Raw genomic sequence first — 23,251 nt, forward strand, 5'->3', positions numbered from 1 at the left:
CTGAACCGGCCACTTTAGTGGCCAACTGAACCCGGGACCGCGTTAGCGGTCCCGCTTGCCGCTTTGAGCGGCTCACACTCAACGGGCCGCGTCAGCGACCCGCCCGGCCGCTTTGAGCGGCCAACACTATAAAGCCCCCGGCTCTGCCGGGGGATATTTACTGATCGAAACAGAAACTATTTCACTGTAGCGCTGTTATTTCGGTTTGCCGATTCGGTTTCCTGAGTAACCATACAGGCTTGCAATTCGGCCGGAGGACGAAGGTGCGGGCAATTGACCGGCCTGTGCTGTGCGGTTCCCCGTCTGGATCGGGAGGACAGCAGGGATCATGCGCCGGCTTGATTGAGTACCATGATACGTCGCACTGTGAGAAAACTGTCAAAATGGCGGCCAGCTGGGGCTCTGTCGGGCGGTTTAGTTGCGGAGGTCATGTTGAATTGTTCGATTAATGGCGCTTTTGTGTTGTGGCTGCCGGCTATAAACCCCGGGATTCCGGATACAAATCGCCGTGTTCAATTCAAATTGACATCTGGCAAGGATACGGCATTATCATGTAATCGAAACTTAATGACCGGAACAAATACGGTTGGTACACTGCTTCGTTACGAGACACGAATTCCGCGGCGTGACAACTATCCAACGGTGATTTTCGTTTAAATCCGAGCGGGGTCACATATTTAATGAAAGGTACAGGAGAATGATCACAAACGAAGTCAGCGACGGCCTAGCCGGTATCCTCAGAACCGCTATCGTGGAGCTTGTGCGTCGCGATGGTCCAGACTTGTCGGCCCGCCAGCTTGGCGTGTTCCTGACCTGCTATCTGGAAACCGAGGCGCAGACGGTTCGCGGACTGGCTGCCAAGCTCGGCGTCTCGAAGCCGGCCATCACGCGCGCGCTCGATCGCCTGTCGGAATTCGATCTGGTTCGCCGCAAGACCGATCCGCTCGACCGCCGCAGCGTGTTGGTGCAGCGCACCGCCACGGGTATGGCGTTCCTGCGCGAGATGCGGACGATCCTGCGCGATGCCGCTTCGACCCTGCGGATCACGGCCGAACCCGCGCAGGCGCGCCAGCGCACCGGGAACGAACCGGCCCGGGCGACACACTGAGAGCCGGGCCGCGGCGAAGCGCGGCCCGGCCGCTCCGAGGGACCAAGCCACCTCGGAGGCAGCGATGTTTCGATTGGCTACATTGCACGTGATCTTGGCCGCAGCGCTGGTGGCTATGCGGCTGAACCCGCCCGGGAGAACCGGATACCGTCTGCCGGGCTAAGGCGGTGGTTGCATTTTTCATGAACAGGCACGACGTGGACTGATTCAGTTCGATTTTATCGTGCCTCGGCCTCATATCCGGCCTGGCCGCGAGCCAGGTTTGCGGCCCACTCGCATGCGGCTACATGGCAAGCCGAGCCCTGCGGCTTGCCGCCGTCCGCTAGGTGTCATCGCCGAGACAGGTTTGTCGATCCTGGACAATCGCTCCCGGGCGGGCTTCGATGCCGGCGGGTGGCCTGATCGGCCGCGGAATCGCCGGGGCGTTGGTCGGTTTGTTCGTTCCCGGCCGGGTCGATGCTGTCACGCCGCCCGTCCGCCGTGCAACCGAAGGGAAACAGGATCATGCTGATCGACCACCGTACCTACGCCGTCAAGCCCGGCACCATGGCGAAGCAACTGGCGCTGTACGAGGAATACGGGCTTGTCCCGCAGAAGCGCCACCTGGGTGAACCGTTGGCGTACCTGGTCACCGAGTCAGGTGAGGTGAACACGTATGTCCATATCTGGGTCTACAAGGATGCAGCGGACCGGGCCGCCAGACGGGCGGCCATGGCGGCGGACCCGGACTGGCAGGTCTACCTGCAGAAGAACGCCGAAGCCGGCTACCTGATCGCGCAAAGAAATAACCTGATGACCCCCGCCCCCTTCGCCCCGATCAAGCGATAGCCGGGCGTCGCCCTCGAGCCTCAGGACAGGGGGCGCCTCTTGCCGATCCGTCGTGGCAGGGCGTATCCCATTGGCGATAAAATAGCGTGCGACGTGCAGGTTGCTCCTTCCTGTCATGGCGGCCGCAGGGCCGCCATCCACGCCGTTCTGCCGCTTCAACACCTCCAGGCGTGGATGCCGGGCCTGCGCCCGGCATGACGGAATAGCAACGACAGCCGCCATTTTTACGCCTGTGCGGGCGTGTCACCTCCCTGTCCTGGCTGGTACGCCGGTCAGCGTGCCCCGAAGATCGCGCTGCCGACACGTACCCAGGTGGCGCCGCAGGCGATGGCGATCTCGAAATCGGCCGACATGCCCATCGAGACCGTGGCCAGCCCGTGGCGCCTTGCGCAGCCGGCCAGCCAGGTGAAGTGCGGCCGCGGGTCCTCGGCTCGCGGCGGGACGCACATCACCCCGGCCAGCAGGTTGCCGAAGCGCTTCTGACAGTCATCGATGAAACCATCGGCTTCGGCCCGGGGGACGCCGGATTTCTGTGGCTCCGCGCCGGTGTTGACCTCAACCAGCAGTTTCGGCGCGCGGCCTTCCCTTGCCATCGCCACCTCCAGCGCATCCGCCAGCTTCGGCCGATCGAGCGTCTCGATGACGTCGGCGATGCGCACGGCGTCGCGCGCCTTGTTGGTCTGCAGGCCGCCGATGATGTGCAGCGACAAGGCGTGCGCCGCCCGCAGGGACGGGAATTTCGCCGCCGCTTCCTGCACCCGGTTCTCGCCGAACACCGTCTGCCCGGCGGCAAGCGCTTCCGCCACCGCCTCGGCCGGCTTGGTCTTGGAAACGGCGACGAGGGTGATGTCCTCCGGCCGGCGGCCGGCGGCGAGGGCGGCATCGGCGATGCGGTCCTTCACCCGGCGGAGGTTCTCGGCAATGGTATGCTCTTCGGTCATGCCGGCCTCAATACGCCGGATACCGCTTCTCTTCCACCGGGAGCGAGCGCAGCAGCCGGTTCAGCGCCCGCCTGATGCGGCCACGTTCGTCGTTCTCGCGGCAGGCCGCGCGGGTCAGGGCGACGAAGCCGGGGCCAACCACCGGCGGCTTCGCCGGCGCGGAAGCGCCGCTTCCAGGCGTCCCGCGGCTCCGCCGGACGCCCCGGCAGCAGCGGCGAGTCGTAGCAGGAGGGGATCGCCCGGCAGATGCGCAAGATCGAAGGCGGCGTCGCCGACCTGGCGCGCACCGTCGGCACACGGCGTTCGTCATTGGCGATCGGCTCAGCCCGGGCGATATCGCGTTCGGCTCGGTGCTGGGATACCTGTCGGTGCGGTTTGCGAAATTCGACTGGTGCGGCAGGCATCCGAATCTCGCTCATTACTATAACGATTTGGGCCGGCGGCCATCGTTCCGCGAAACCGAGCCCTGTCCGCAAGCGATCGGCGACAGGGTCGTTTGACCACCGACCGCGGCGGAGGCTCTCGGGCACGGGCGAGATCGTTGCAATTTTAACCTGCATTGACGCTGGCCGTGCATCCTCGCCAGGGCCGGTCGAAGGTCCCAGCCATGATGGCAAGGAAACCTATCCGCGCCAGATGCCAACTGGCATTTGTCTTGCTCTCTCCGGTGCACGGATTGACGTCTGGCCCTGATCACAGGAGACCGCCATGCAGCGACGCAGTTTTCTCGCCGGGTCAGCCGCCGCCGTGGCGGCGCCCCTGGCCCGCGCCTCGGCGCAAGCCGGCACTGCGACGGTGCTGCGCTACGTGCCGCAGGCCGATCTGACGGTGATCGACCCGGTGCTGACCACGGCCTACATCACCCGCTACCACGCCACCATGGTCTGGGATCAGCTTTACGGCATCGACAGCCATCTCCAGCCGCAGCCGCAGATGGTCGAGGGCCATACGCGGGAGGACGACGGGCGGCTGTGGACCTTCACCCTGCGCGACAGCCTGCGCTTCCACGACAGCACGCCGGTGCGTGGCCGGGATTGCGTCGCCTCCATCGAACGCTGGGCGGTGCGCGACCCGATGGGGCAGGCGCTACTCGCCCGCGTGGTGGATATGACGGCGCCGGACGACCGCCGCTTCACCATCCGCCTGACCCGCCCGTTCAAGCTGCTGCTGGACTGCCTGGCGAAGATCGGCCCGCCGGCGCTGGTGGTGATGCCGGAGCGGCTGGCGGCGACCGATCCGTTCCAGTCGATCAAGGACGTCATCGGCAGCGGCCCGTTCCGCTTCCTGGCGAATGAGCGCGTCGTCGGCAGCAAGGTGGTTTACGCCCGCAACAAGGACTACGTGCCGCGCCCGGGCGGCGAGCCCGACTGGCTGGCCGGGCCGAAGATCGTCCATTTCGACCGCGTCGAATGGATCGTCATGCCCGATCCCGCCATCGCCGCGGCGGCGCTGGAAAACGCCGAGGTGGACTGGTGGGAGAACCCGCCCAACGACCTGCTGCCGATGCTCGACCGCAGCGCGTCGATCCGCACCGAGGCCTCCAGGCCGCTGGGAATCATCGGCACCGGCGTGTTCAACCATCTGCATCCGCCGTTCGACAAGCCGGCGGTGCGGCGCATCGTGCTGGAGGCAGTGTCGCAGGCCGATTTCATGACCGCAGCGACCGGTACCGATCCGACGCTGTGGCGCGACGGGGTCGGCGTTTTCACGCCCGGCACGCCGATGGCGAACGATGCCGGCATGCAGGTCATCACCGGCCCGAAACGCGACCTGCCGGCGCTGAAGACGGCGCTGCGTGACGCCGGCTACCAGGGCGAGCGGATCGTGTTCATGGCGCCGAGCGACCAGGCGGCGCTGGCGGCGCAGGGCGCGGTGGCGCAGGACCTGCTGCAGAAGCTGGGGATGAACGTGGACTACGCGGTGATGGACTGGGGCACGCTGGTGCAGCGGCGCGCCAGCAAGGCGCCGCCGGCGAACGGCGGCTGGAACATGTTCATCACCAGCTGGGCCGGGCTGGACATGACGACTCCGGTCACCAACCAGACACTGCGCGCGAATGGCGCGAAGGCGTGGTTCGGATGGCCGGACCTGCCCCCGGTGCAGGCGCTGATCGACGCCTGGCTGGAGGCACCGGACCTGCCCGCGCAGCAGAAGATCGCGGCGGACCTGCAGGGCAAGGCGCTGGACCTGGTGCCCTACCTGCCGACGGGGCAGTATTTCTCCCGCACCGCCTGCCGGAAGGACATCACCGGGATCATTCCGGGGCAGTTCGTGTTCTGGAACGTCCGCCGGACCTGAAGGGCCGTGCCGTAACCGAATTGTTAACCATTGCCGGTGTAGCAGACTCCATCACGTTGGGTGATGGAGCCCCGGTTGAACCCGCAGGAACCGTTCTGGCAACAGCAGCCCCGCTATGACGGCGCCAGTTTCGACCTGTCGCACCTGAAGCCGCTCGACCGCGTGCTGCTTACCGCCAGTAGGCAGAGCATACCGCTGCGGGTCCGGTTCAGCTATCATTGCTGCACCGACAAACCCGGCCGGCGTGACCTGGGCGCCCGCATCACGGATGACACCCGTCCTGACGAAGTGCGGTATTTCTGTCCGGTCCGCTGGTTCCTGAGCCTGCGGCTGCCCGGGCTGGTGAAGTCCCTCGACACGCACCGGCTGGCTCCGGTCCCCGGCTATCAGTGGCTGCTGATCGAGAACGTTCCGGGGATTTCGCTGCCGTGGGCGGTCTGGTTGAAGGTCATGCCGGGATCACCGTGTGGTCCGATGGTCGTTGGCGTGGAGAGCGCCTACCTCGCCGCCGCACCGCCGAAAGGTGGCAAGCCGGAGAGCTTCCGCTTTGTTGTCGAGCAGACGCGGCGGAGCGAGAAGTTGTGGGGACTACCATAGCCGGGCGGATGCAAAACGGGGGTGGACCTCGCGATCCACCCCCAGGTTTCGCTTACGCGAGCATATCGACCCAATTTGACCCGCGATCCGCAGGTACCTGCTGTTGCAGGCTGGGGTACCCGTTAGGCCTGAAGGAAGCCGCCCCTCAACCAACGTTCCAGGCACACAGTAAACGTATTATATAGCGCGGCCGAAATCAAGCCTGGGTCGGTCAACTATGAGCCTGTTTGATTCAACTGGGCTTTGAGTTCCGGAGCGGTTGCTGTCTGGGTGGAAACTGGTGCCGGGAGGCATGCGTGAAGGATTGAGGCGTGGGCTTGCTGGTCCGGCCCCTGGCCGTGGTCGGGGATGGTGCGCCCCCGGTGGGGACAGCGCGGTTGATGGCGTATTTCTGTTCGCACGGAGAATAACGGAGGGCCTTGGAGGGCCGCGGAGCGTCAGGGGGATGTCGCGCAGGCTGATGCGGGTGTTGCCGTCGTGGCGGGTAGCGTCGCCGGTCCACCCGTGCGGCGATGCCGGGCGATTCATGGTGCGGCGGTGCCGGTTGTCATGCGCTTCGCGCGTAGCGCCCAAACGTCTTCCCTGTGGCCCTCCGCGACCCTCAGTTTTCCTCTGTGGTTACATGTCAGGACGATCCACCCGCACGCCCGCCGCCAATGACCCTCAATCAGCAGAAACGCAGACATAGCCTGTCCATGCCGCCGGCGTTCAAACCATCGGCCGCTTCCGCAAGAGGAGTTCGGTCAGCCAGGCTCTTATATGTCCCGCTATTGGCGGTAGTACTCCTGTATCATACGGTTCCTGGGAAATTTTAGCCGTTTTCCCGCAACAGTTGGCGCGGCCTGCGTTGGCTTGAGGAGCGACGGATCCGGCAGTTCTAACCCGGAACCGTGTCATGTCCTCGATCACGGGTGGCGGCGGATTGCTAGCCATGAACTTGGTGTCTTGGCGTTTCATCGGCGGAACCAACCTCACCGCCCACCGGTGTTGCGCACCCAGCACTGCCGGGAGCGGCTGCGCGGTTCCTGTTCAACGCCAAGACGCCAAGATACCGGGGCAACCCATCACCGGCCGGCCGGGTGGCGGCCTGTCATACGGTTCCCGGAAAATTTCGGCTATTTTCCCGCGACTCCTGGTGCGGCCTGCGGTGGCCTGAAGAGTGACGAAACCGACAATCTTTCCCGGAAACCGTATTACCTCCTATTCCGGCATCAGATGCCGCACCCGCGGCGCCACCTCCTCGGCCAGCAGCCGCAACGAGTTGTGCCAGGCCTCGGGCTGATCGATGTAGTCGAAGCCGAACACCAGCAGGGTGCCGAAGCCGCCGACATCGTGGTACACCCGCTCCAGCTTCTCCGCCACCGTGGCCGGCGAGCCGACCAGCCAGTTGTGCTTCGCGCAATAGGCCGGCGTGACATCGGAATCCGGCACCGACGGATCATGCTTGAGGTAGTCCAGGAATCCGAACTGCCCCAGCAGCGGCAGGAAGTATTCCCGCATCATCCGGCCCATCGCGCCGTTCACCGACAGCTCGAACGCTTCCTTGTCGGTGTTGGCGACGAACACCTCGCGCACCATGCGCCAGTCCCGCCGGTGCGGCTTGCGGCCGGTGCGCTTCGCGCCTTCCTCGACCGCATCCCAGTGCGTGCCGACATAGGCCGGATTCAGATTCAGGCTCAGCGGCAGGAACCCGTGCTCGCCGGCCATCTTCAGCGTGTCGGAGTTCTTCGACAGCCCGGCGACGCCGATGGGCGGATGCGGCTGCTGCAGCGGTTTCAGGTGCGGCTTGAGGAACTGGAACATCGTCTCCGGCTTGGTGACGTGCCAATATTTGCCTTTGTAGTCAAAGGTCGGCTCGTCGCTCCACAGCCGCAGGATCATGTCCAGTGATTCACGCGTCATCTCGCGGTTGATGCCAGACATGCCGTCCACGTTGAACATCGCCCAGTCGCTGGGCAGGCCCGAGGCCGCGACGCCGAACATCAGGCGCCCGCCGGACATATGGTCCAGGATCGCCACGCGGTTCGCCAGTTCCGCCGGGTGATGATACGGCAGCAGGAAGCCGCCGGGACCGATGCGCAGCCGCTTGGTTTGCAGCAGCGCCTGCGCCACCAGCAGGTCCGGCGCCGGATGCGGTTCCCAGGGCGAGGTATGGTGCTCGCCGATCCACGCCTCGGAGTATCCGAGTTCGTCGCACCAGCGCATGGTCTGCAGATCCCAGTCCACACCCGCCTTCAGGTCGCATTCCGGCGGATGGGAGGGCATCGCGAAGTAGCCGAATTCCATGGGGTAGTCCTCCTGTTATGACTGTGCTGGCGCATTCTCGGGCGCCTGGAACCGACAGCAGACCATAACTGTAACGCCCGTCAACCCTAATCGGTACGATCGGTGCATAAATCCGGGTGTACCGCCCCCCTTGCCCTCACCCCCCTGACCCGTGCTAAGCACCTCCTGGGAGATCGGCGGTGGACGGGCGCCTCGCCAACCCGGTCAGGTCCGGAAGGAAGCAGCCGCAACGGGTCACCGCTCGGGTCGTTTGTCGGTCTCCCACTCGTTTTTTCATGCCAAGCCTGTCCCCGGCGGGGGCGATGGCCAGGTGATCGCCCTTCATGTCTGGCCTGTTCCAGGACGATCCTGCCGTTCCAGATGACACGCCGCCGGTGCCCGATGGCCCCGGCCTGTTTGGCGGCGCCGTGTCGCCTCCCGTCCCGGAGCCGCTGCATGCTTCACCCTACCGTGTGCTGGCGCGGAAATACCGGCCGACCACCTTCGACGACCTGATCGGGCAGGAGACGATGGTGCGCACCCTGCGCAACGCCTTCGCCGCCGGGCGGGTCGCGCATGCCTTCATGCTCACCGGCGTCCGCGGCGTCGGCAAGACCACCACCGCCCGCATCATCGCCCGCGCGCTGAACTGCATCGGCCCCGACGGCACCGGCGGCCCCACCGCGGACCCGTGCGGCGTCTGCGAGAACTGCGTCGCCATTCTGGCCGAGCGCGAGCCGGACGTGTTCGAGATGGACGCCGCCTCCCGCACCGGCGTCGACGACGTGCGCGAGATCATCGAGGTCAGCCGCTCCCGCCCGATGAAGATCCGCACCAAGGTCTTCATCATCGATGAAGTCCACATGCTGACCCGCAACGCGTTCAACGCGCTGCTGAAGACGCTGGAGGAGCCGCCGCCGCACGTGAAGTTCGTGTTCGCGACGACTGAGCTGCGCAAAGTACCGATCACCGTGCTGTCGCGCTGCCAGCGCTTCGACCTGCGGCGGGTGCGGATCTCGGAACTGCAGCAGCACTTCGCCCGCATCGCCCAGAAGGAGCAGGTCACGGTCGAGCCCGCGGCGCTGGAGCAGATCGCCCGCGCCGCCGACGGGTCCGTCCGCGACGGGCTGTCGATCCTGGACCAGGCGATCGCCCAGGCGGAAGGGCCGATCACCGGCGCCCAGCTCGCCGACATGCTGGGCCTCGCGGACCGGGAAGCGGTGTTCGAGCTGATGGAAGCGGTGATGGCCGGCAAGCCCGCCGCCACTCTGGCCGTCACCGACCGCGCGTATGAGCACGGCGCCGACCACGGAACCTTGCTGCAGGACCTGTTGGAGCTGCTGCACACGGTGACCCGGCTGAAGACCATCCCCGGCCTGCGCCACAGCCAGGACCTGCCCGAAGCCGAGCGCACCCGCGGCGCCGACCTGGCCGATCGGCTGGCGGTGCCGGTGTTGTCGCGGGCCTGGCAGATGCTGCTGAAAGGCGTCGCCGAGGTCGAAACCGCCCCCGATCGGCGGGCCGCGGCCGAGATGGTGCTGATCCGCCTGTGCCACGTCGCCGACATGCCGACGCCGGGCGACCTTGTCCGCAAGCTGTCCGGCAACGGCGGCGGCCAAGGCAACAGTACAGGCGGGCCGGACCTGCCGGCCGGTGACGGCGGCGGTGGCGCGCGTGCGGTCGCCAACGGCGCGCCGGTGGCGGCCTCCGCGCCGGCCCCCGCTGCGGCGCCGCGGCTGAGCAGCTTCCGCGAGGTTGTCGCCCTGGTGGCGGAACACAAGGAGCCGATGCTGCACGCGCACCTCCTGCACTCGGCGCACCTGGTGCGCTTCGCCCCGCCGGTGATCGAGCTGCGGCCGGAGCCGGATGCGCCGCGCGACATGGCGCCGAAGCTGGCGGCGCTGCTGACCGAGGCGACCGGCACGCGCTGGACCATCGCGCTGTCCGCTGCCGCCGGCGAGTCGACCATTGCCGAGCAGGGCAATGCTGCCGATATGGCACGACGGACCGCGGCGGCGGACCATCCGTTGGTGCGGGCGATCCTGGACGCATTTCCGGGGGCGCGCATCGACACGGTGCATGATAAGACCGCCGATGCGTATGGCCTGCCCGCGACGGTGCCGGAGGTTCCCGACATGCCGGAGTTTGCGCCGCCCGACGCCGAGTACCTCGACGAAGATCCGATGGAGATTGATACATGAAGAACCTGGCCGGCCTGATGAAGCAGGCGCAGCAGATGCAGAGCAAGATGCAGGAAATGCAGGCCAAGCTGGAGACCACCGAAGTGGTCGGTGAGGCCGGCGCCGGGCTGGTCAAGGTGACGCTGAACGGCCGGAACGAGCTGCGCGCCATCAGCATCGACCCGAAGGTGATCGACCCGGCCGACGCCGAGATGCTGCAGGATCTGATCGTCGCCGCGCACAAAGACGCCAAGAGCAAGATCGAGGCTATCTCGGCCGAGGAATTGCAGAAGGTCACCGGCGGCATGCAGCTTCCCGCCGGCATGAAGCTGCCGTTCTAGCGGCCAGGTATCAGGGCTCAGGTGTCAGAAGAGGATTGGCACAGCGGTCCTGATCCACTCTGACGCCTGAAACCTGAAACCTGAAACCTGTTGATGGGCGGACCCGAGATCGATCACCTGATTGGCCTGCTGGCGAAGCTGCCGGGCATGGGACCGCGCAGCGCCCGCCGGGCTGCCCTGAAGATGCTGCAACAGCCCGAGACCCGCATGTTGCCGCTCGCCGCCGCCCTGACCGAGGCGGCGCGCCGCGTGCGGCCCTGCGCCGATTGCGGCAACCTCGACAGCCAGGACCCCTGCACGATCTGCGCCGATCCGCATCGCGACCGCTCGATGATCTGCGTCGTCGAGGGTGTCGGCGACCTGTGGGCGCTGGAGCGCGCGATGGTGTACCACGGCCTGTATCACGTCCTGCGCGGCACCCTGTCGCCGCTGTCCGGCATCGGCCCGGAAGACCTGAACGTCGCCACCCTGCTGTCCCGCATCACCGAGGGCGACGTGACCGAGGTGATCCTGGCCCTGGGCGCCACCGTCGACGGCGCCGCCACGGCGCATTGGCTGACCGACCAGTTGCACCCCACCGGCGTGACCGTCACCCGCGTCGGCCAGGGCGTGCCGATGGGCGGCGCGCTGGACGTGCTGGACGACGGCACCCTCGCCGCGGCCCTGCGCACCCGGCGCGCCAACTGACGCCGCACCGGGTGCGATCTATCGCGCGACCGAGGCCAGCCAGGCATCCCGGCGCAGAACCGTCCGGCTGACCAGGAACACGATCACCGCCAAGTTCATCAGGTTGAACAGAATGCCGGCGGCGAACGCCGGGCGGTAGGACGCGAAGACATCGACGATCCGGCCGGCGAACCAGCTGCCGAACGCCATCCCCGACATCGCGGTGAACAGCACCGTGGGAAGCCGCCACGCGGCCTCGTGCGACGGAAACAGGTCCCGGATCGCCACCGAGTAAGCCGGAATGATGCCGGAAAAACCCAGCCCGTAGGCGCCCGCGATGGCGAACAGCGCGGCCTCGTTCCGGGTGGTCATGAAGGCGGCGATGGTCAGCATCTGCAGCGTCGACCCCGCCATCACCGTGCGCAAGCCGCCGAAACGATCGGCGAAGGCGCCCCAGAACTGGCGCGAAACGAACGCGCAGGCGGTCAGCACCGACATCATCGCCGCGCCGGATTTAATGCCGATATCGCCGCAGAACGCAACAAGGTGCGACGACGGCAGCGCCATCGGCACGCAGCAGCAGAAACTGGCAAGGCAGATCAGCCCCATCACCAGGTTCGGCGGCAGGCCGGCCACCCGGTGGCTCTCCGGCCGGTCCGTCTGCCCGGTTTCCGCCGGTTTCGACCCGGGCGACGGATGCAGCAGCGCCAGTATCGGCAGGACCGTTGCCAGCACGACGGCGCCGTATCCCAGCATCGTCGCCTGCCAGCCGTAGCGCGCGATCGCCAGACCGAACAGCGTCGGCCAGATGATCCCGGCGACGTACTGTCCAGATGAGATCAGCGCAATGGCGGTGCCGCGCCGGCGGTCGAACCAGCGGCTGACATAGACGATCAGCGGCGCATACATCGCCCCGTTGCCCAGCAGGCCGATGAACAGGCCATGCCCGGCCAGCAGCGCCCAGATCGATCCCACGCTGGACAGCGCCAGGCCGCCCGCCATGCATAATGCGCCGAGCAGCACGGTCAGGCGGATGCCGATGCGGTCCGCCACCCAGCCCATCGGGATGCCGCCCACCCCGTTGCCGATCCACACCAGCGCGCTGGCCAGGGAGAGGACCGAGCGGTCGGTATGCAGCGCCGCCTGCATGTCGCGCAGGCCGACGATCACCAGCAGCGGCGAGCCGAAGGACACCGACAGGATCGCCAGGGTCAGCAGCGCCGCGCGCCAGGACGGTGGGCCCTCGATGCTGGCGGCGGGATCTCGTTGCATCCATCCATCCTCCCCGGTGCTGCCCCGGCCCCTGTTTCCCGGGGCGGTTGCTTGTGTCGGGCAGCGACCTATAACCCTTAGCGACGAACCACCGGCGAGAGCAACCGGCGCCCCAGGAGATGCCCATGCAAGAACCGACCGGCCCATTGAAAGGGCTGCGCGTTTTCGACCTGACCCGCGTGCTGGCAGGCCCCACCTGCGTGCAGATGCTGGCCGATCTCGGGGCCGACGTGATCAAGATCGAGCGGCCGGGCGCGGGCGACGATACGCGCGGTTTTGCGCCGCCCACCATGCCGGGCACGCAGGAAAGCGCCTATTTCGTCGGCGTCAACCGCAACAAGCAGTCGGTCACTCTTGATATCGCCCAGAAGGAAGGCCAGGAAATCGCGCTGAAGCTGATCGCCGGCTGCGACATCCTGGTGGAGAACTTCAAGGTCGGCGCCCTGGCAAAATACGGCCTGGGCTACGAACAGTTGCATGCGAAATTTCCTCGGCTGATCTACTGCTCGATCACCGGCTTCGGCCAGACCGGGCCATATGCCCCGCGGCCGGGCTACGACAGCCTGATCCAGGCGATGGGCGGCGTCATGAGCCTGACCGGCGAGCCGGAGGGGCTGCCGCAGAAAGTCGGCGTGCCGGTGGCGGACCTGTTCGCCGGGCTGTACGGCTGCATCGGCATCCTGGCGGCGCTGCGCCATCGCGACCTGACCGGACAGGGACAGCAGATCGACATCGGCATGCTGGACACGCACGTCGCCTGGCTGGCCAACCAGGGGATGAACTACCTGGCGACCGGCGAGAACCCGGCGCGGCTGGGCAACCAGCATCCCAACATCGTGCCCTACCAGGTGTTCCCCACCGCCGACGGCCACATGGTGCTGTCCATCGGCAACGACCCCACCTTCAAGCGCTTCTGCGAGGCGTTCGAACTGACCCACCTGCTGGAGGACCCGCGCTTCGCCACCAACGCCGCCCGCGTCGGCAACCGCCAGCTTGTCACCGACACGCTGACGCCGGTGATGCAGCAGCATCCGACCGCGTGGTGGATCGAGCGGCTGGAGGCGCTGAAAATCGGCTGCGGGCCGATCAACAAGCTGTCCGAGGTGTTCGCCGATCCGCAGGTGGTGGCGCGCAACATGGTGCTGGAGATGGCACACGGCTCCGGCCAGACGGTGAAGGTGATCGCCAACCCGGTGAAGCTGTCGGAGACGCCGGCCGACTACCGCCTGCCGCCGCCGCTGCTCGGCGAGCACACCGACAAGGTCCTGGCCGATCGGCTAGGGCTGGATGCGGCGGCGCTGGCGGCACTGCGGGCGAAGGGGGTGGTTTAGGGCTTGGAGAGAAACAACCGATCCGCCGGAGCGGACGCACCGGCCCTCCCGCGTCATGGTCCGCGAAGGTGGGCCATGACGCGGAGAGGACGGTGCCCCGCATCCAATGACGCGGTTATTCCCTGACGGGCCCTTTGCCGCGATCAGCGCCGCGAGGCGTGGTGGTGGACCTGTGCCCACCATGACGTCGTGGCAACGGCCGGCGCTCTTCTGACGCCAATGGCCGCAGGCACGCCTGTCCCGGCCAGCGCATCGAGCAGGCGGACGCTGTCCGCGCCAGCCGTGGAAAGGGCACATCGCGGCGCGCCGGCTACTCAGCCGCTGCCACCAGCGGCGGTGCCTCGATATAGCCCCGGGCCAGCCGCCGCCCGGTCTCCCGCAGCAGCTTCCGGTCCTGCTCGGGCGTCTTCGCCGGCGGCACCGTCACGACCGTGTCGTTGCAATAGGTCGGAATGACCGCGCCATCCTGGCGGAACAGGCCAGCCGGTTCGTTGCCGTCCTTCACCGCCCGGATCCCGCGGCGGATCTGGTTCCGGAACATCGTGATGCCGCGGTCGGTCGTCCCCAGATGCTCCAGGCCATGCACCGCGATCGGCCGCTGCGACACCTGTGCCTCGAAATCCGCCGGCCGGCGCTGGCTTTCCTCATACGTTCCGGCCGCGATCTGCCCTGGCAGCATGGTGCCCCGATCGGCCCACCAGGCGGGGGTGACAACGCCTTCCGTCTCGCTGACGTGCCGCAACTCGATCAGCATCGTGCTGGTGTCGTCCAGCGGCACGATCCAGCGGCTCATCATCGGGCCGCTGAACGGATGCGGCTGCTGGCCGCTCTCCCACACCGGCGCGACCTGCTGGAGATTGGGCAGCACGTTCTCGACCATGCGCGCCCAGATGTTGTCGCCGACACGGCGCGTGGCGACGTAGATGATGCCAATCGGCGTCTCGGCAAAGTCGAGCTCCGGCAGGACGCCGAACTCGTCGGTGAATACCGCGCCGCTGACGATGGTGTGCAGGAACGCGGTGTGCACCGCATCCATGGTGTTTTCGAGTATCTGCAGCCAGTTGCACGGATAGAAATACTTCTGCCCGGGCATCAGCCGGTAGCCGGGACGGATGAAACTGTCATAGCGCGGGAACGCCGGCATCCGGTCGGGCGGCCCCATGTAGCCGAACACCAGCCCGTGCGCCTCATGCACCGGATAGGCGCCGTGGCAAAGCCGATGCTTCAGCGTACTGTCCGGCGGTTCGCCCGGCGTCTCCAGGATCGTGCCGTCCACGTCGAACAGCCAGCCGTGATAGCAGCAGCGGATCCCCGTCGCGCCCACCAGGCCGAACTCCAGCGACGTGCCGCGGTGCGGGCAATGGCGCTCCAGCAGCCCGACCTCACCCCGGCCGTCACGGAACACCACAAGATCCTCGCCGAGGACCTTCACCGCCAGCGGCAGGTCCCTGAGGTCATCGGAATAGCAGACCGGCTGCCAGAAGCGGCGCATGTATTCCCCGCAGGGGGTATCGGGGCCGATATGCGTGAGTTCGGCATCCTCGGCCGGAACGTGGCGATGATGATAGCCACTGTATGGTTTCTTCAGGAACGGAGCCCTGGTCACCATGGCAAGCCCCTCCCATATATTTTGCGATCGAATTAAATTTCAGTGTTTGTATAGTGTTCGATACTGACTCTCCGAGACAGGTGATGACAAGTTCCATCACAGCATCCGGCAATCACGGTCGCGCTGCCGTCGCATGATGGGGCAAGACCGTTCATCATCCGCCTGATAATGCCTGTCCGTAACCCACTCCGCTGGAACCCGCTCGGCTGGCTCGCGGCTGAATCACGACGGCAACGCTCGTTACCGCGATTGAGGCCCGGGTGGGAGTTACCGCACTCTTGAAACACCAGACCGCGACGCGGTTCCGGGCGGGTTTGGCGGGGGTCGGGCAGGCAATCCGCCCAGCCGGTCCGGGGCTGCCACCGCTTCAGGCCAGTCGCAGGAATCCTCAGTAAACCACTCGCGGACTCCGCGACCGGCAGCGCGATCCTGCGCTTGCTTTCCGGCAGGCGCGACCGCATTGTGCGGCGATAGCCCACGCAACAGCCGGACGGTGAGGTCGTGGACCCTGTATCGGTGCTGGTTTTGCCTGCCGCCTGTGCCGCATGGGATGCGGTGAAATCCGTCACCGGCAGCGTCGCGGAAGGCTTCGCGGGCGACAAGGTCAAGGCGGCCGGCCGGACCCTGAAATCCCGCGTTGCCGCGCGCTTGCCGCTGCCGGCCAACCATGACCTGCTACTCGAGATTCGGATGGCGGAACTGACCGCCGCCGACAAGGTCCGCCAAGCCTATACCGCCTATCTCGGCCGCCTGCCCGAACGGGAGGTCGATGCGGCCGACAGGTGCTTCGCCGAGGCCATCACCGCGTTCCTGTCCGCACGCCTGAAGCCGCACACCAGCGGTTCCATCGACCTGGAGTCACTGACACCGGAACGGATCGCTCACGTCCTGGACACCATGATCGACGCGACCGCCGAAGGCGCCGCGCCGGGTCGGCCGCCGGCTCATGCCCATATCGAAGCCGCCTTCCTGGCCGACATCGAGCAACAGACCGCGTGCCGCGCGACCACGATCTTTCAGGATTGCTTCTACGGCCGGACAGGCGACGCCCCGGCGCCATCATGGTACGACATGGTGGCACTATACGTGACCGAGGCGTTGAAAACCAACGAGCGCTTCCGCTCGATCTTCTTCGCCGCGGAGTTCGTCGATCTCAAGCAACTCATCGTCGCGCTGGATGCCCGCATCGCCACGTTTCTGGACAGGGGCGTACCGTCCCTGCTGGAAGCCCTGCGCGACATCAAAAATGACACGGCCGCGACCCGGGCCATCGCCACCGATATCCACGCCAAGGTGGAAAATACCCACGCCAAGGTCGAAAACCTGGAGGCGCTGGTCCGCCAACTGCTCGCCCAGTCGGCGTCCCAGCCGATGGAGCAACGCGCCGTCGCCGCCGCCGTCACCGACATCGCCCGGCAAAGCGACGCTGGCGACACGAGACTCGCCCGGGCGCTGGACCTGCTCGCGCAGGACAGGATCGCCGAGGCCGAGGCGCTTCTGCAATCGGTCGCCGACGAGAAAGCCGCCCGCATCCGCGAGGACACCAGGGACGCCATCGCCGCATACCGGAATCTGGGCGCCATCGCTGGCCTGCGCGACCCCGCCCGTGCACTGGACCATTACGAGAAAGCCCTCGCGCTGGACCCTGATGACCGGGACAGCCTGCTCTGGGCCGCCTGGATACAGAACGATCGCGGTGACCGGGCCAATGCGAAAGCCCGGTTCGACCGGCTGCTCGCGCTCGCCGCGGACGATCCGGATAGCTGGCACGCCGTCTGGTCACTCATCGGGAGCGGCAACGTCCTGCTGGCCGAGGGCGCGCGCGACGAGGCGCTCGCCGCCTACCGCCAGAGCCGCGACATCGCCCAGCGTCTGGCCGAGAAGGACCCCGGCAACGCCGGATGGCACGTGGACCTGCTGTGGTCACACTGGCGGCTCGCGCGTCAGGGCGACGACGCGTGCCGCCGATGGGGCCTGATTGTCAATGGATTGAAGGCGCTGGCAGCGAACAACCGGCTGACGACGTATCAGGCGGGGTTTCTGCCAGTGGCGGAAGCAGAGTTGCGCAAGTGCGATGAAGGACCCGGGGCGCCCGAGCCCGCCCGGTCTTGACCCGGCGCCCGTCGGTTGCTCGAGCCCGCATTCTACTGCCGCAACAACAACCCCCGCGCCTGCGCAATCGTCACCCGAGCCCGCTCCGCCAGGTCCGCATCCGTCGCGCTGCTCACCGGATGCGCGATCACCGCGAACGCATAGCCCGGCATCCCCAGCACGCGGCTCATCAGCTCCGCCGCGCTGACGAACCGCTCGGTCATCACCGCGACCGCCGGCACCCCCAGACGTTCCGCCACAATGGAGTCATGCAGACTGCACGACGAGCAGCTGCCTCAGTCGCCGATGCCGGTCACCACCGCATCCCAGTTGGCGATTTCCCCCACGATGTAGGCATCCGCCGGCGCGCTGTAGTTCGACTTCACCCGGATCGCCACGTCGGCCACGCCGAATTCCTGCCGCAGCATCCGGTCGAGGTGGGCAAAATACCCCTTCGTCCCCTCCTTGCCGTTGGAAATGATCCCGACCGTCTTCCCGCGCAGCGACCCCGGCCGCTTTGCCGGCTGCCCCAGCGGCGGCGCCTTCTCGTGCGTCGGATCGAGCACCTGGAAACCCATCGCCTGCTCCCCGTTGTCAGTGGCCCCGCATCAATGAAATGTCCGGCCGCCATCCACCGGCAGCGTGATCCCGGTCACGAACGACGACTCATCCGACGTCAGGAACAGGATCGCCGCCGCCAGTTCCTCCGCCGTCGCCGCCCGCTTCAGCGCATACCGCCCGGCGATCGCCGGATCGACCGCGCCCGAGGCCGCCCGCAGGAACCCCTGCGTCATCGGCGTGTCCACCGCCCCCGGGCAGACCACGTTCACCCGGATCGCCGGCGCCAGTTCCTGCGCGATCGCCTTGGTCATCGCGATCACCCCGCCCTTGGAGGCGACATAGGCGGTGCTCCCCGGCCCCGTCGGCATGATCCCGACCCCCGACCCGATATTCACGATCGTCGCCCGCCCGGCCGCAAGCAACAGCGCCGCCGCCGCCTGGATCACCAGGAAGGTGCCCAGCACGTTCACCGCCAGGGTGCGCGAGAACAGCTCCGGCGTCGTGTCGGCAATGCCGGCGGGCGAGAAAATGCCGGCGGCGTTGACCACGCCATCCAGCCCGCCCATCGCCTCGGCCGCCGCGGCGACCGCCCGCGGCACCGCCACCGCGTCCGACACGTCCGCCGCCACCGCGACGGCGCCGCAGCCCCGCGCCACGGCAGCCGCGTCCGCCTCGCTGCGGTCCAGCACCGCCACCGCCGCGCCTTCCTGCCGGAACAGCCGCGCCGTCGCGGCGCCGATGCCCGAGGCGCCGCCGGTGACGATGATTTTTCGTCCCTTCAGACGATCCATTGGGTTCCTCCCTGCTTACGGAGCGCAGTCGACGCAGGCGCCGATGGCCCGCGTCACCGCCTGGCTCTTGTGCCCGAGCCACGGCGGGATCACCGCGCCGAACCCGCCCGCCGGGCCGCCGGCGGCGACCACCAGCAGGTGCCCGGGCGATTCCAGCGCCGGATAGATGCTGTCGCCGCGATCCCGCACCACCGCGCCCTTGCCGACATCGGCCCACTCCCGCCGCGGAATCCGCGCCCGCTCATGGATGAAATCGGCGACGTCGGCCTTGCTCCAGCCAGCGCGCTGCAGGTGCTCGCGCAACTGCTTCGGCACGACGATCGCGTAGTTGCCGGCGTGCAGCGAGTAATGCCGCAAATTGGCGCGCATCTCGGCGGCGAACGTCTCCAGGATCTCCCGCGGCTCGGTCGTCCACTCGTTCATGATCTGCCGCGGCGCGCCGGCCGCCATCACCGTCACCGCCGCGGCCCCCGGCGGCACCCCGCGAGCCTGCGCCAGCGGCAGCCAGGTGGAGTCCTCCTCATCCTCGGCGACGCAGTAGGTGACCTTGCCCGGATGCCCGAGCGTCGAGCGGTCGATCTGGCCGGGCCGCACGTCCAGGATGTTGATCAACGCGAGCCGCAGCGCCCGGCCAATCACGGCGGTGGCGCGGCTGGCGTTCCCCAGCGCGTTGAACCCCCCGCTCGCCCCGATCTCCCGCCGGATCGGCCCGTTCAGCACGACGAACACCGCGCAGCCGCCGGTGCTCGCCGTCGCGCCGTGCAGCAGGAACCTTTCGTCCAGCATCGCCTCGAACGCCGTCAGCACCACCGGGAAATGCATCGGCAGGCAGCCGGCCATCACCGCGTTGATCGCCAGCTTCTCCGCCGTCACCGCCTGCGCACGCACCGGCTCGACGCCGATAAGCTGCTCGGGCGGCGTCATCGCCCAGTCCAGGCACGCCGCCACCGCGTCCCGCGTCGGCGGCACGATCGGCAGGCCGTCGGTCCAGCCGTTGGCGTGGTAGAGTTCCTGGACGGCGAAGATGTCCTCGGCGTCGTGGGTCTTGGAAGTCAGGTGCACCGGCGCTCGCCTGTTGTTGCCTGGACGTCGGGCCCAGCCAAGCACGGGACGGACGCGGAGTCACGCGGCCGGCCATCCGCGCGCCTGCTGTTGTCGTGCGCGGCCGCAATGATCCGGGACCCGGTTTCCTAAAGAAACGTCCTGGCCTATACACCGGGCATGCTGCTGATCGATACGCGCCTGTTCGTCCGGTCCGTCCGCCCCGCCGCCGTGGCTGCGCCATTCCCGCACGAGCGGTTCGGCCACGACGCCGTCCGGGCTCGTTACTTCCTTGACCAGCTTCCCGGCCGCGCCTGGCTGATGCAGGCCCTGGCCGAGGAACTGACCGGCCGGCCTGGCCTGCCGCCTTGCAACTGGTGGTATCCGGACGATTTCCTCGATGCCGCCGCCGGCCTGATTGCCACCGGAATCCTGCCCGTCGCCCGGACCGTTCCGGATACCGCGGCGCTGGTTTTCGACCCGGTCCAGCCGACGGCATGGGATGATTACTCGGCCGTTGTGTTCTCCTCCGGGGCGGTGGCGGATACGTTCCTGCGCCATGCGCTTGTCGCGAAGCCGGCCGTCGCCGCGTTCCAGCAGGCCTATGCGGCGCTGGCGGCCGACGGCACGCCGGATCCGGCCAGCGTGCCGCCCTGGGACGGGGGCAATCCGGCCCGGGCGCTGGCGCCGCTGCTGGCCACGCGCCGCCTCGTTCTGGTCGCCACCCGCCGCCATGCCAGGCCGGACAGAATCCTGGACTGGCGGCTGCAGGTCCAATGGCTGGAGCGGCACGGGCCGGGCGTTCCCGTTACTGTGTCGCCGCCGCCGCCGCGACAGGCCCCGGTGTCCCCAGCCTCCCCGCCGCCCACCCAGCCTGCGCTGTCCGCGGCGCCGGCCGTGTTGCCGCCCCAGGGGCAGACGTTGCAGGCGGCGGCCAGGGACGGCACGCCGTTCTGCGAGGAATGCGCCAGGGCGGCCGCGGCCCTGGCCGCCGCCAGCGCGGCCGGGCAGGCCGGGGCACCCGCCAATGGCTGATTCCATCACCGCGTCCTTTGACGCACTTCGGCGCGACCCGGCGGCCCGCGAGCGCGCGATCCGGGTGCTGTGGAACCTTCCGGCGCAAGCGGCCCCACCACGGCAGGCCTATCTCCATGCCATCATCGACACGGCGCGGGACGAGCGGATCTATCCGGCCCTGCGGCGGCTGGCGGCAACCGAGGACGTGGTCTGCCTGTACCAGGGCGAGGCGGCGCGGGAACTCGCCTCGGTGGCGCCCTATCTGGTCAGCCTGGGGATTTCGGACCGGGTCTTCGACTGGCTGTGGCACGAGGGCTGGGGCGACCACTGGGGGATTTTCGTCTGGTCCCTGGTCTCGGTCAGCACGCTGCGCGACCATTTCCGCCGCCTGACGACAGTGCAGACCGAGGACAACAGGCGCCTGCTGTTCCGCTTCTACGACCCGCGGGTCCTGGGCGTGTTCCTGCCGACCTGCGACGCCGGGCAACTGAAGGCGATGTTCGGCACCGCCGTCAGCCGGTTCCTGGTGCCGGCGCAGGACGGCGCGCGGCTGGATGCGTTCCATCTGGAGGGTGCGGCGCTGGTGACGGCGACGCACGCCATTGCCGGGTAGCCCGCAGGGCGAGGGCCGGCCCGGGCGCGGGAAGCGGACCGGCACATATTACACCAACGGCCCGGACCGATGACCCATGTTGTGTTGCGCCGCCACGACCGGTTCCTGCCGGCCAGCCTGCGTGCCCGGACCGGGCCGGCGGAACCGTCGCGTATTTGCATTCATTTGCGTTCATTTGCGGTTCCTATTATTCCGTGGTAATAACATTCACGCTGCGTCCCGGCCTGAGCGCCGGCCGTCGTGCCATGGCTGGTTGAGAGTGCCGGATTGGGGAACCGCAAATGAACGCAAATGGCAGCCGTGCGAACATGGCAGCCCGTGCCAGGCCAGCCGCTTCACCGGAGGCAAGCCTTGCTCACACTGCGGCCCCTGGCGCGATCAAAGCGGGACGATTCGCCCGCAGGGATCGGTCATCGGACCGGGCCCCTGGTGATATAGTGATACCGGCGTGAGCCTGGCGGACCTGGAACCCGCCGTCAGGCCACCTTGAACACCCGCATCGCCTCGTCGCCGTAGTGGTTGATCACCTTCACCGCCACGCGCCCCTGCTTCGGCGGCGCGAAGGGGCGGCTTTCCGTGCGGTACAGGCTGGCCCAGGCGTCCTGATCCACATCCGCCTTCAGCGCCGCTTTCAGCTTCTCGAACGGGTCCTTGCCGCCGAGGAAATAGGCGTGGCGGACGAAGAAGCTGTCGCCGTCGTAGTCGGTGTCGATGAACCAGCAGGCGACGTCGTCCTGCACCCGGCCGGAGCTGCGGACCTCCCCGGTCGTCGGGTCGAAGATATCCACGCCGAGCAGCCGCACCACGCACAAGCCGGCGGCGTCGCGGTCCAGCGTGATGTCCGGCTCGCCGAACACCACGAACAGGTTGCCGCCGCCGGCCTTGTAGGCATCCGCCGCGTGCAGTTCCTGGCTCATGCGCGCCTTCAGCACGGTCAGCCGCCCGAGATTCATGGTGGTTTCGCCGACCTGCGGATCGAAGGCGAAACCGCAGACGATTAGGGCGTCGGCCCAGTCGCGGCAGTCCCGCGCCGCCGCGCGCACCAGTTCCTGGCCGACGGTGCCGTATTCCGGGCCAATGACGATGGCGGCGCGGCGCGGCTGGCCGGCTTCCTCGTACGTCGCCTCGGCCGCGACGGTGCCCTGGCCGGGCCAGGGGCGGATGGTGGCGAAGGTCAGGCGTTCCTTCTTTTTCGTGTTCTGCACCCCGGCCTTCGCCAGATTGTCGAGCACGGCGGTGACGAAGTCGCTGCCGGAGTCCGGCACGCCGTCCGGTTTCGTGCGCAACTTGTGGCGCGGCGGCAGGGGTTCGCCGGTTTCGGCGGCCAGCGCCTCCAGGATCGCCGTGTCCTCGGCGTCGGTCGGCAGCACGCGGTGGGGCGAGAGGCTTTCCACCGTGAACGGGCCGGTGACGCGCACCGAGAACGTTCTTGGCAGGAAAACCGGGGGGTCAAGGGTGTTGGCGCACTCTCCCCACCTGCCACCGTCCCACCTGCCATCACCACGTTCACGTAATGCTTGCACCCGGTTAGACTGCGTTGATAAACTATTATATGCGAATCGCTCGCTTCCCCGCCGGGCGGGGTCCAAAAGCGGCCGGACCCAGATAGGTAAGGTTGATTTATGGAAACAGCGAACGTCGTGCTTCTGACTGTTGCCTATGGCTGTCTCACCATTGGTTACGGATGTCTCGCCATAGTCC

The 23,251-nt window shown here is 67.5% G+C and carries 20 protein-coding genes, 1 other RNA gene and 1 pseudogene; 13 read left to right on the top strand and 9 right to left on the bottom strand.

The window, feature by feature from the left end:
* Positions 1-697: 697 nt before the first annotated feature.
* Complete coding sequence (locus tag CCS01_RS03525; RefSeq protein WP_104517446.1) at positions 698-1,108, top strand: MarR family transcriptional regulator; 411 nt, start codon at positions 698-700, stop codon at positions 1,106-1,108.
* Between the two features lie 504 nt (positions 1,109-1,612).
* Positions 1,613-1,936, top strand: coding sequence for an NIPSNAP family protein (locus CCS01_RS03530; RefSeq protein WP_104517447.1), 324 nt, complete (start codon positions 1,613-1,615; stop codon positions 1,934-1,936).
* A gap of 272 nt (positions 1,937-2,208) precedes the next feature.
* Here the strand turns inward: CCS01_RS03530 and CCS01_RS03535 are convergent, their stop codons facing one another.
* Together CCS01_RS03535 and CCS01_RS35655 are read right to left on the bottom strand one after the other, a co-directional pair.
* Positions 2,209-2,877: a YggS family pyridoxal phosphate-dependent enzyme gene (locus CCS01_RS03535; protein WP_104517448.1), complete on the bottom strand. Its 669-nt coding sequence runs from the start codon at positions 2,875-2,877 to the stop codon at positions 2,209-2,211.
* 7 nt (positions 2,878-2,884) lie between these two features.
* A complete protein-coding gene (locus CCS01_RS35655) occupies positions 2,885-3,019 on the bottom strand; it encodes a hypothetical protein (RefSeq protein ID WP_275112877.1) in 135 nt (44 codons plus the stop codon).
* 151 nt (positions 3,020-3,170) lie between these two features.
* On the opposite strand from CCS01_RS35655, the pseudogene CCS01_RS35970 reads away from it, so the two are divergent.
* The 3 genes and pseudogenes from CCS01_RS35970 to CCS01_RS03545 all read left to right on the top strand — a co-directional run.
* Positions 3,171-3,377 (top strand): annotated as a pseudogene (locus CCS01_RS35970) (glutathione S-transferase C-terminal domain-containing protein); the annotation flags it as partial.
* A 208-nt stretch (positions 3,378-3,585) separates the two neighbouring features.
* On the top strand, positions 3,586-5,175 hold the full coding sequence (locus CCS01_RS03540; RefSeq protein ID WP_104517449.1) for an ABC transporter substrate-binding protein: 1,590 nt from the start codon (positions 3,586-3,588) through the stop codon (positions 5,173-5,175).
* A 75-nt stretch (positions 5,176-5,250) separates the two neighbouring features.
* Complete coding sequence (locus CCS01_RS03545) at positions 5,251-5,772, top strand: hypothetical protein (protein WP_104517450.1); 522 nt, start codon at positions 5,251-5,253, stop codon at positions 5,770-5,772.
* A gap of 1,200 nt (positions 5,773-6,972) precedes the next feature.
* Here the strand turns inward: CCS01_RS03545 and CCS01_RS03550 are convergent.
* Positions 6,973-8,058 (bottom strand): LLM class flavin-dependent oxidoreductase, encoded by a 1,086-nt coding sequence (locus CCS01_RS03550; protein WP_104517451.1) that lies wholly within the window; start codon positions 8,056-8,058, stop codon positions 6,973-6,975.
* 168 nt (positions 8,059-8,226) lie between these two features.
* Here CCS01_RS03550 and ffs point away from each other — a divergent pair.
* From ffs to recR, 4 genes are all read left to right on the top strand, one after another.
* Positions 8,227-8,323: signal recognition particle sRNA small type (ffs, locus tag CCS01_RS03555), an RNA gene on the top strand.
* 58 nt (positions 8,324-8,381) lie between these two features.
* On the top strand, positions 8,382-10,238 hold the full coding sequence (locus CCS01_RS03560) for a DNA polymerase III subunit gamma/tau (protein WP_104517452.1): 1,857 nt from the start codon (positions 8,382-8,384) through the stop codon (positions 10,236-10,238).
* Entirely contained in the window at positions 10,235-10,558 is a 324-nt protein-coding gene (locus CCS01_RS03565; RefSeq protein WP_104517453.1) for a YbaB/EbfC family nucleoid-associated protein, read from the top strand. The genes CCS01_RS03560 and CCS01_RS03565 overlap by 4 nt, the downstream gene beginning before the upstream one ends.
* Before the next feature lie 93 nt (positions 10,559-10,651).
* Complete coding sequence (gene recR, locus CCS01_RS03570) at positions 10,652-11,245, top strand: recombination mediator RecR (protein WP_104517454.1); 594 nt, start codon at positions 10,652-10,654, stop codon at positions 11,243-11,245.
* A gap of 18 nt (positions 11,246-11,263) precedes the next feature.
* On the opposite strand, the gene CCS01_RS03575 is transcribed toward recR, so the two are convergent.
* The gene (locus tag CCS01_RS03575) at positions 11,264-12,496 is read right to left on the bottom strand and encodes an MFS transporter (RefSeq protein WP_158258210.1); all 1,233 of its coding nucleotides are present in this window, start codon (positions 12,494-12,496) and stop codon (positions 11,264-11,266) included.
* 119 nt (positions 12,497-12,615) lie between these two features.
* Between CCS01_RS03575 and CCS01_RS03580 the strand changes: the two genes are divergently transcribed.
* Positions 12,616-13,827, top strand: a complete 1,212-nt coding sequence (locus CCS01_RS03580; protein ID WP_104517455.1) for a CaiB/BaiF CoA transferase family protein — start codon at positions 12,616-12,618, stop codon at positions 13,825-13,827.
* Between the two features lie 310 nt (positions 13,828-14,137).
* Here the strand turns inward: CCS01_RS03580 and CCS01_RS03585 are convergent, their stop codons facing one another.
* Positions 14,138-15,436, bottom strand: a complete 1,299-nt coding sequence (locus CCS01_RS03585) for an aromatic ring-hydroxylating dioxygenase subunit alpha (RefSeq protein ID WP_104517456.1) — start codon at positions 15,434-15,436, stop codon at positions 14,138-14,140.
* 555 nt (positions 15,437-15,991) lie between these two features.
* Between CCS01_RS03585 and CCS01_RS03590 the strand changes: the two genes are divergently transcribed.
* A complete protein-coding gene (locus CCS01_RS03590) occupies positions 15,992-17,548 on the top strand; it encodes a tetratricopeptide repeat protein (RefSeq protein WP_146101549.1) in 1,557 nt (518 codons plus the stop codon).
* Positions 17,549-17,580: 32 nt separating this feature from the next.
* On the opposite strand, the gene CCS01_RS35660 is transcribed toward CCS01_RS03590, so the two are convergent.
* The 3 genes from CCS01_RS35660 to CCS01_RS03610 are packed head-to-tail and all read right to left on the bottom strand — an operon-like array spanning position 17,581 to position 19,941.
* A complete protein-coding gene (locus CCS01_RS35660) occupies positions 17,581-18,105 on the bottom strand; it encodes a UGSC family (seleno)protein (RefSeq protein WP_273701403.1) in 525 nt (174 codons plus the stop codon).
* A 30-nt stretch (positions 18,106-18,135) separates the two neighbouring features.
* Entirely contained in the window at positions 18,136-18,879 is a 744-nt protein-coding gene (locus tag CCS01_RS03605) for an SDR family NAD(P)-dependent oxidoreductase (RefSeq protein ID WP_104517460.1), read from the bottom strand.
* Between the two features lie 15 nt (positions 18,880-18,894).
* Positions 18,895-19,941, bottom strand: coding sequence for a hypothetical protein (locus CCS01_RS03610; protein WP_204848130.1), 1,047 nt, complete (start codon positions 19,939-19,941; stop codon positions 18,895-18,897).
* Between the two features lie 159 nt (positions 19,942-20,100).
* Here CCS01_RS03610 and CCS01_RS33455 point away from each other — a divergent pair, with 159 nt between their 5' ends.
* Together CCS01_RS33455 and CCS01_RS03615 are read left to right on the top strand one after the other, a co-directional pair.
* Positions 20,101-20,955: a hypothetical protein gene (locus CCS01_RS33455; RefSeq protein ID WP_158258211.1), complete on the top strand. Its 855-nt coding sequence runs from the start codon at positions 20,101-20,103 to the stop codon at positions 20,953-20,955.
* Positions 20,948-21,550, top strand: a complete 603-nt coding sequence (locus CCS01_RS03615; protein ID WP_158258212.1) for a DUF4123 domain-containing protein — start codon at positions 20,948-20,950, stop codon at positions 21,548-21,550. The genes CCS01_RS33455 and CCS01_RS03615 overlap by 8 nt, the downstream gene beginning before the upstream one ends.
* Before the next feature lie 476 nt (positions 21,551-22,026).
* Here the strand turns inward: CCS01_RS03615 and CCS01_RS03620 are convergent, their stop codons facing one another.
* Positions 22,027-22,968 carry a hypothetical protein gene (locus CCS01_RS03620; RefSeq protein ID WP_104517462.1) on the bottom strand — a complete coding sequence of 314 codons (942 nt, stop codon included), beginning with the start codon at positions 22,966-22,968 and terminating at the stop codon, positions 22,027-22,029.
* Positions 22,969-23,251: the final 283 nt, after the last annotated feature.

The sequence above is a fragment of the Rhodopila globiformis genome, from assembly GCF_002937115.1.
In the GTDB taxonomy this organism is placed as follows: domain Bacteria; phylum Pseudomonadota; class Alphaproteobacteria; order Acetobacterales; family Acetobacteraceae; genus Rhodopila; species Rhodopila globiformis.

Bases quoted from the DNA above. Each gene is read 5' to 3' on its own strand.
- CCS01_RS03560 (WP_104517452.1), top strand. From the start codon at position 8,382: ATGTCTGGCCTGTTCCAGGACGATCCTGCCGTTCCAGATGACACGCCG.
- CCS01_RS03605 (WP_104517460.1), bottom strand. From the start codon at position 18,879: ATGGATCGTCTGAAGGGACGAAAAATCATCGTCACCGGCGGCGCCTCG.
- CCS01_RS03550 (WP_104517451.1), bottom strand. From the start codon at position 8,058: ATGGAATTCGGCTACTTCGCGATGCCCTCCCATCCGCCGGAATGCGAC.
- CCS01_RS03540 (WP_104517449.1), top strand. From the start codon at position 3,586: ATGCAGCGACGCAGTTTTCTCGCCGGGTCAGCCGCCGCCGTGGCGGCG.
- CCS01_RS03565 (WP_104517453.1), top strand. From the start codon at position 10,235: ATGAAGAACCTGGCCGGCCTGATGAAGCAGGCGCAGCAGATGCAGAGC.
- CCS01_RS03525 (WP_104517446.1), top strand. From the start codon at position 698: ATGATCACAAACGAAGTCAGCGACGGCCTAGCCGGTATCCTCAGAACC.
- CCS01_RS03575 (WP_158258210.1), bottom strand. From the start codon at position 12,496: ATGCAACGAGATCCCGCCGCCAGCATCGAGGGCCCACCGTCCTGGCGC.
- CCS01_RS03615 (WP_158258212.1), top strand. From the start codon at position 20,948: ATGGCTGATTCCATCACCGCGTCCTTTGACGCACTTCGGCGCGACCCG.
- CCS01_RS33455 (WP_158258211.1), top strand. From the start codon at position 20,101: ATGCTGCTGATCGATACGCGCCTGTTCGTCCGGTCCGTCCGCCCCGCC.
- CCS01_RS03535 (WP_104517448.1), bottom strand. From the start codon at position 2,877: ATGACCGAAGAGCATACCATTGCCGAGAACCTCCGCCGGGTGAAGGAC.
- CCS01_RS03530 (WP_104517447.1), top strand. From the start codon at position 1,613: ATGCTGATCGACCACCGTACCTACGCCGTCAAGCCCGGCACCATGGCG.
- recR (WP_104517454.1), top strand. From the start codon at position 10,652: ATGGGCGGACCCGAGATCGATCACCTGATTGGCCTGCTGGCGAAGCTG.
- CCS01_RS03585 (WP_104517456.1), bottom strand. From the start codon at position 15,436: ATGGTGACCAGGGCTCCGTTCCTGAAGAAACCATACAGTGGCTATCAT.
- CCS01_RS03580 (WP_104517455.1), top strand. From the start codon at position 12,616: ATGCCCATGCAAGAACCGACCGGCCCATTGAAAGGGCTGCGCGTTTTC.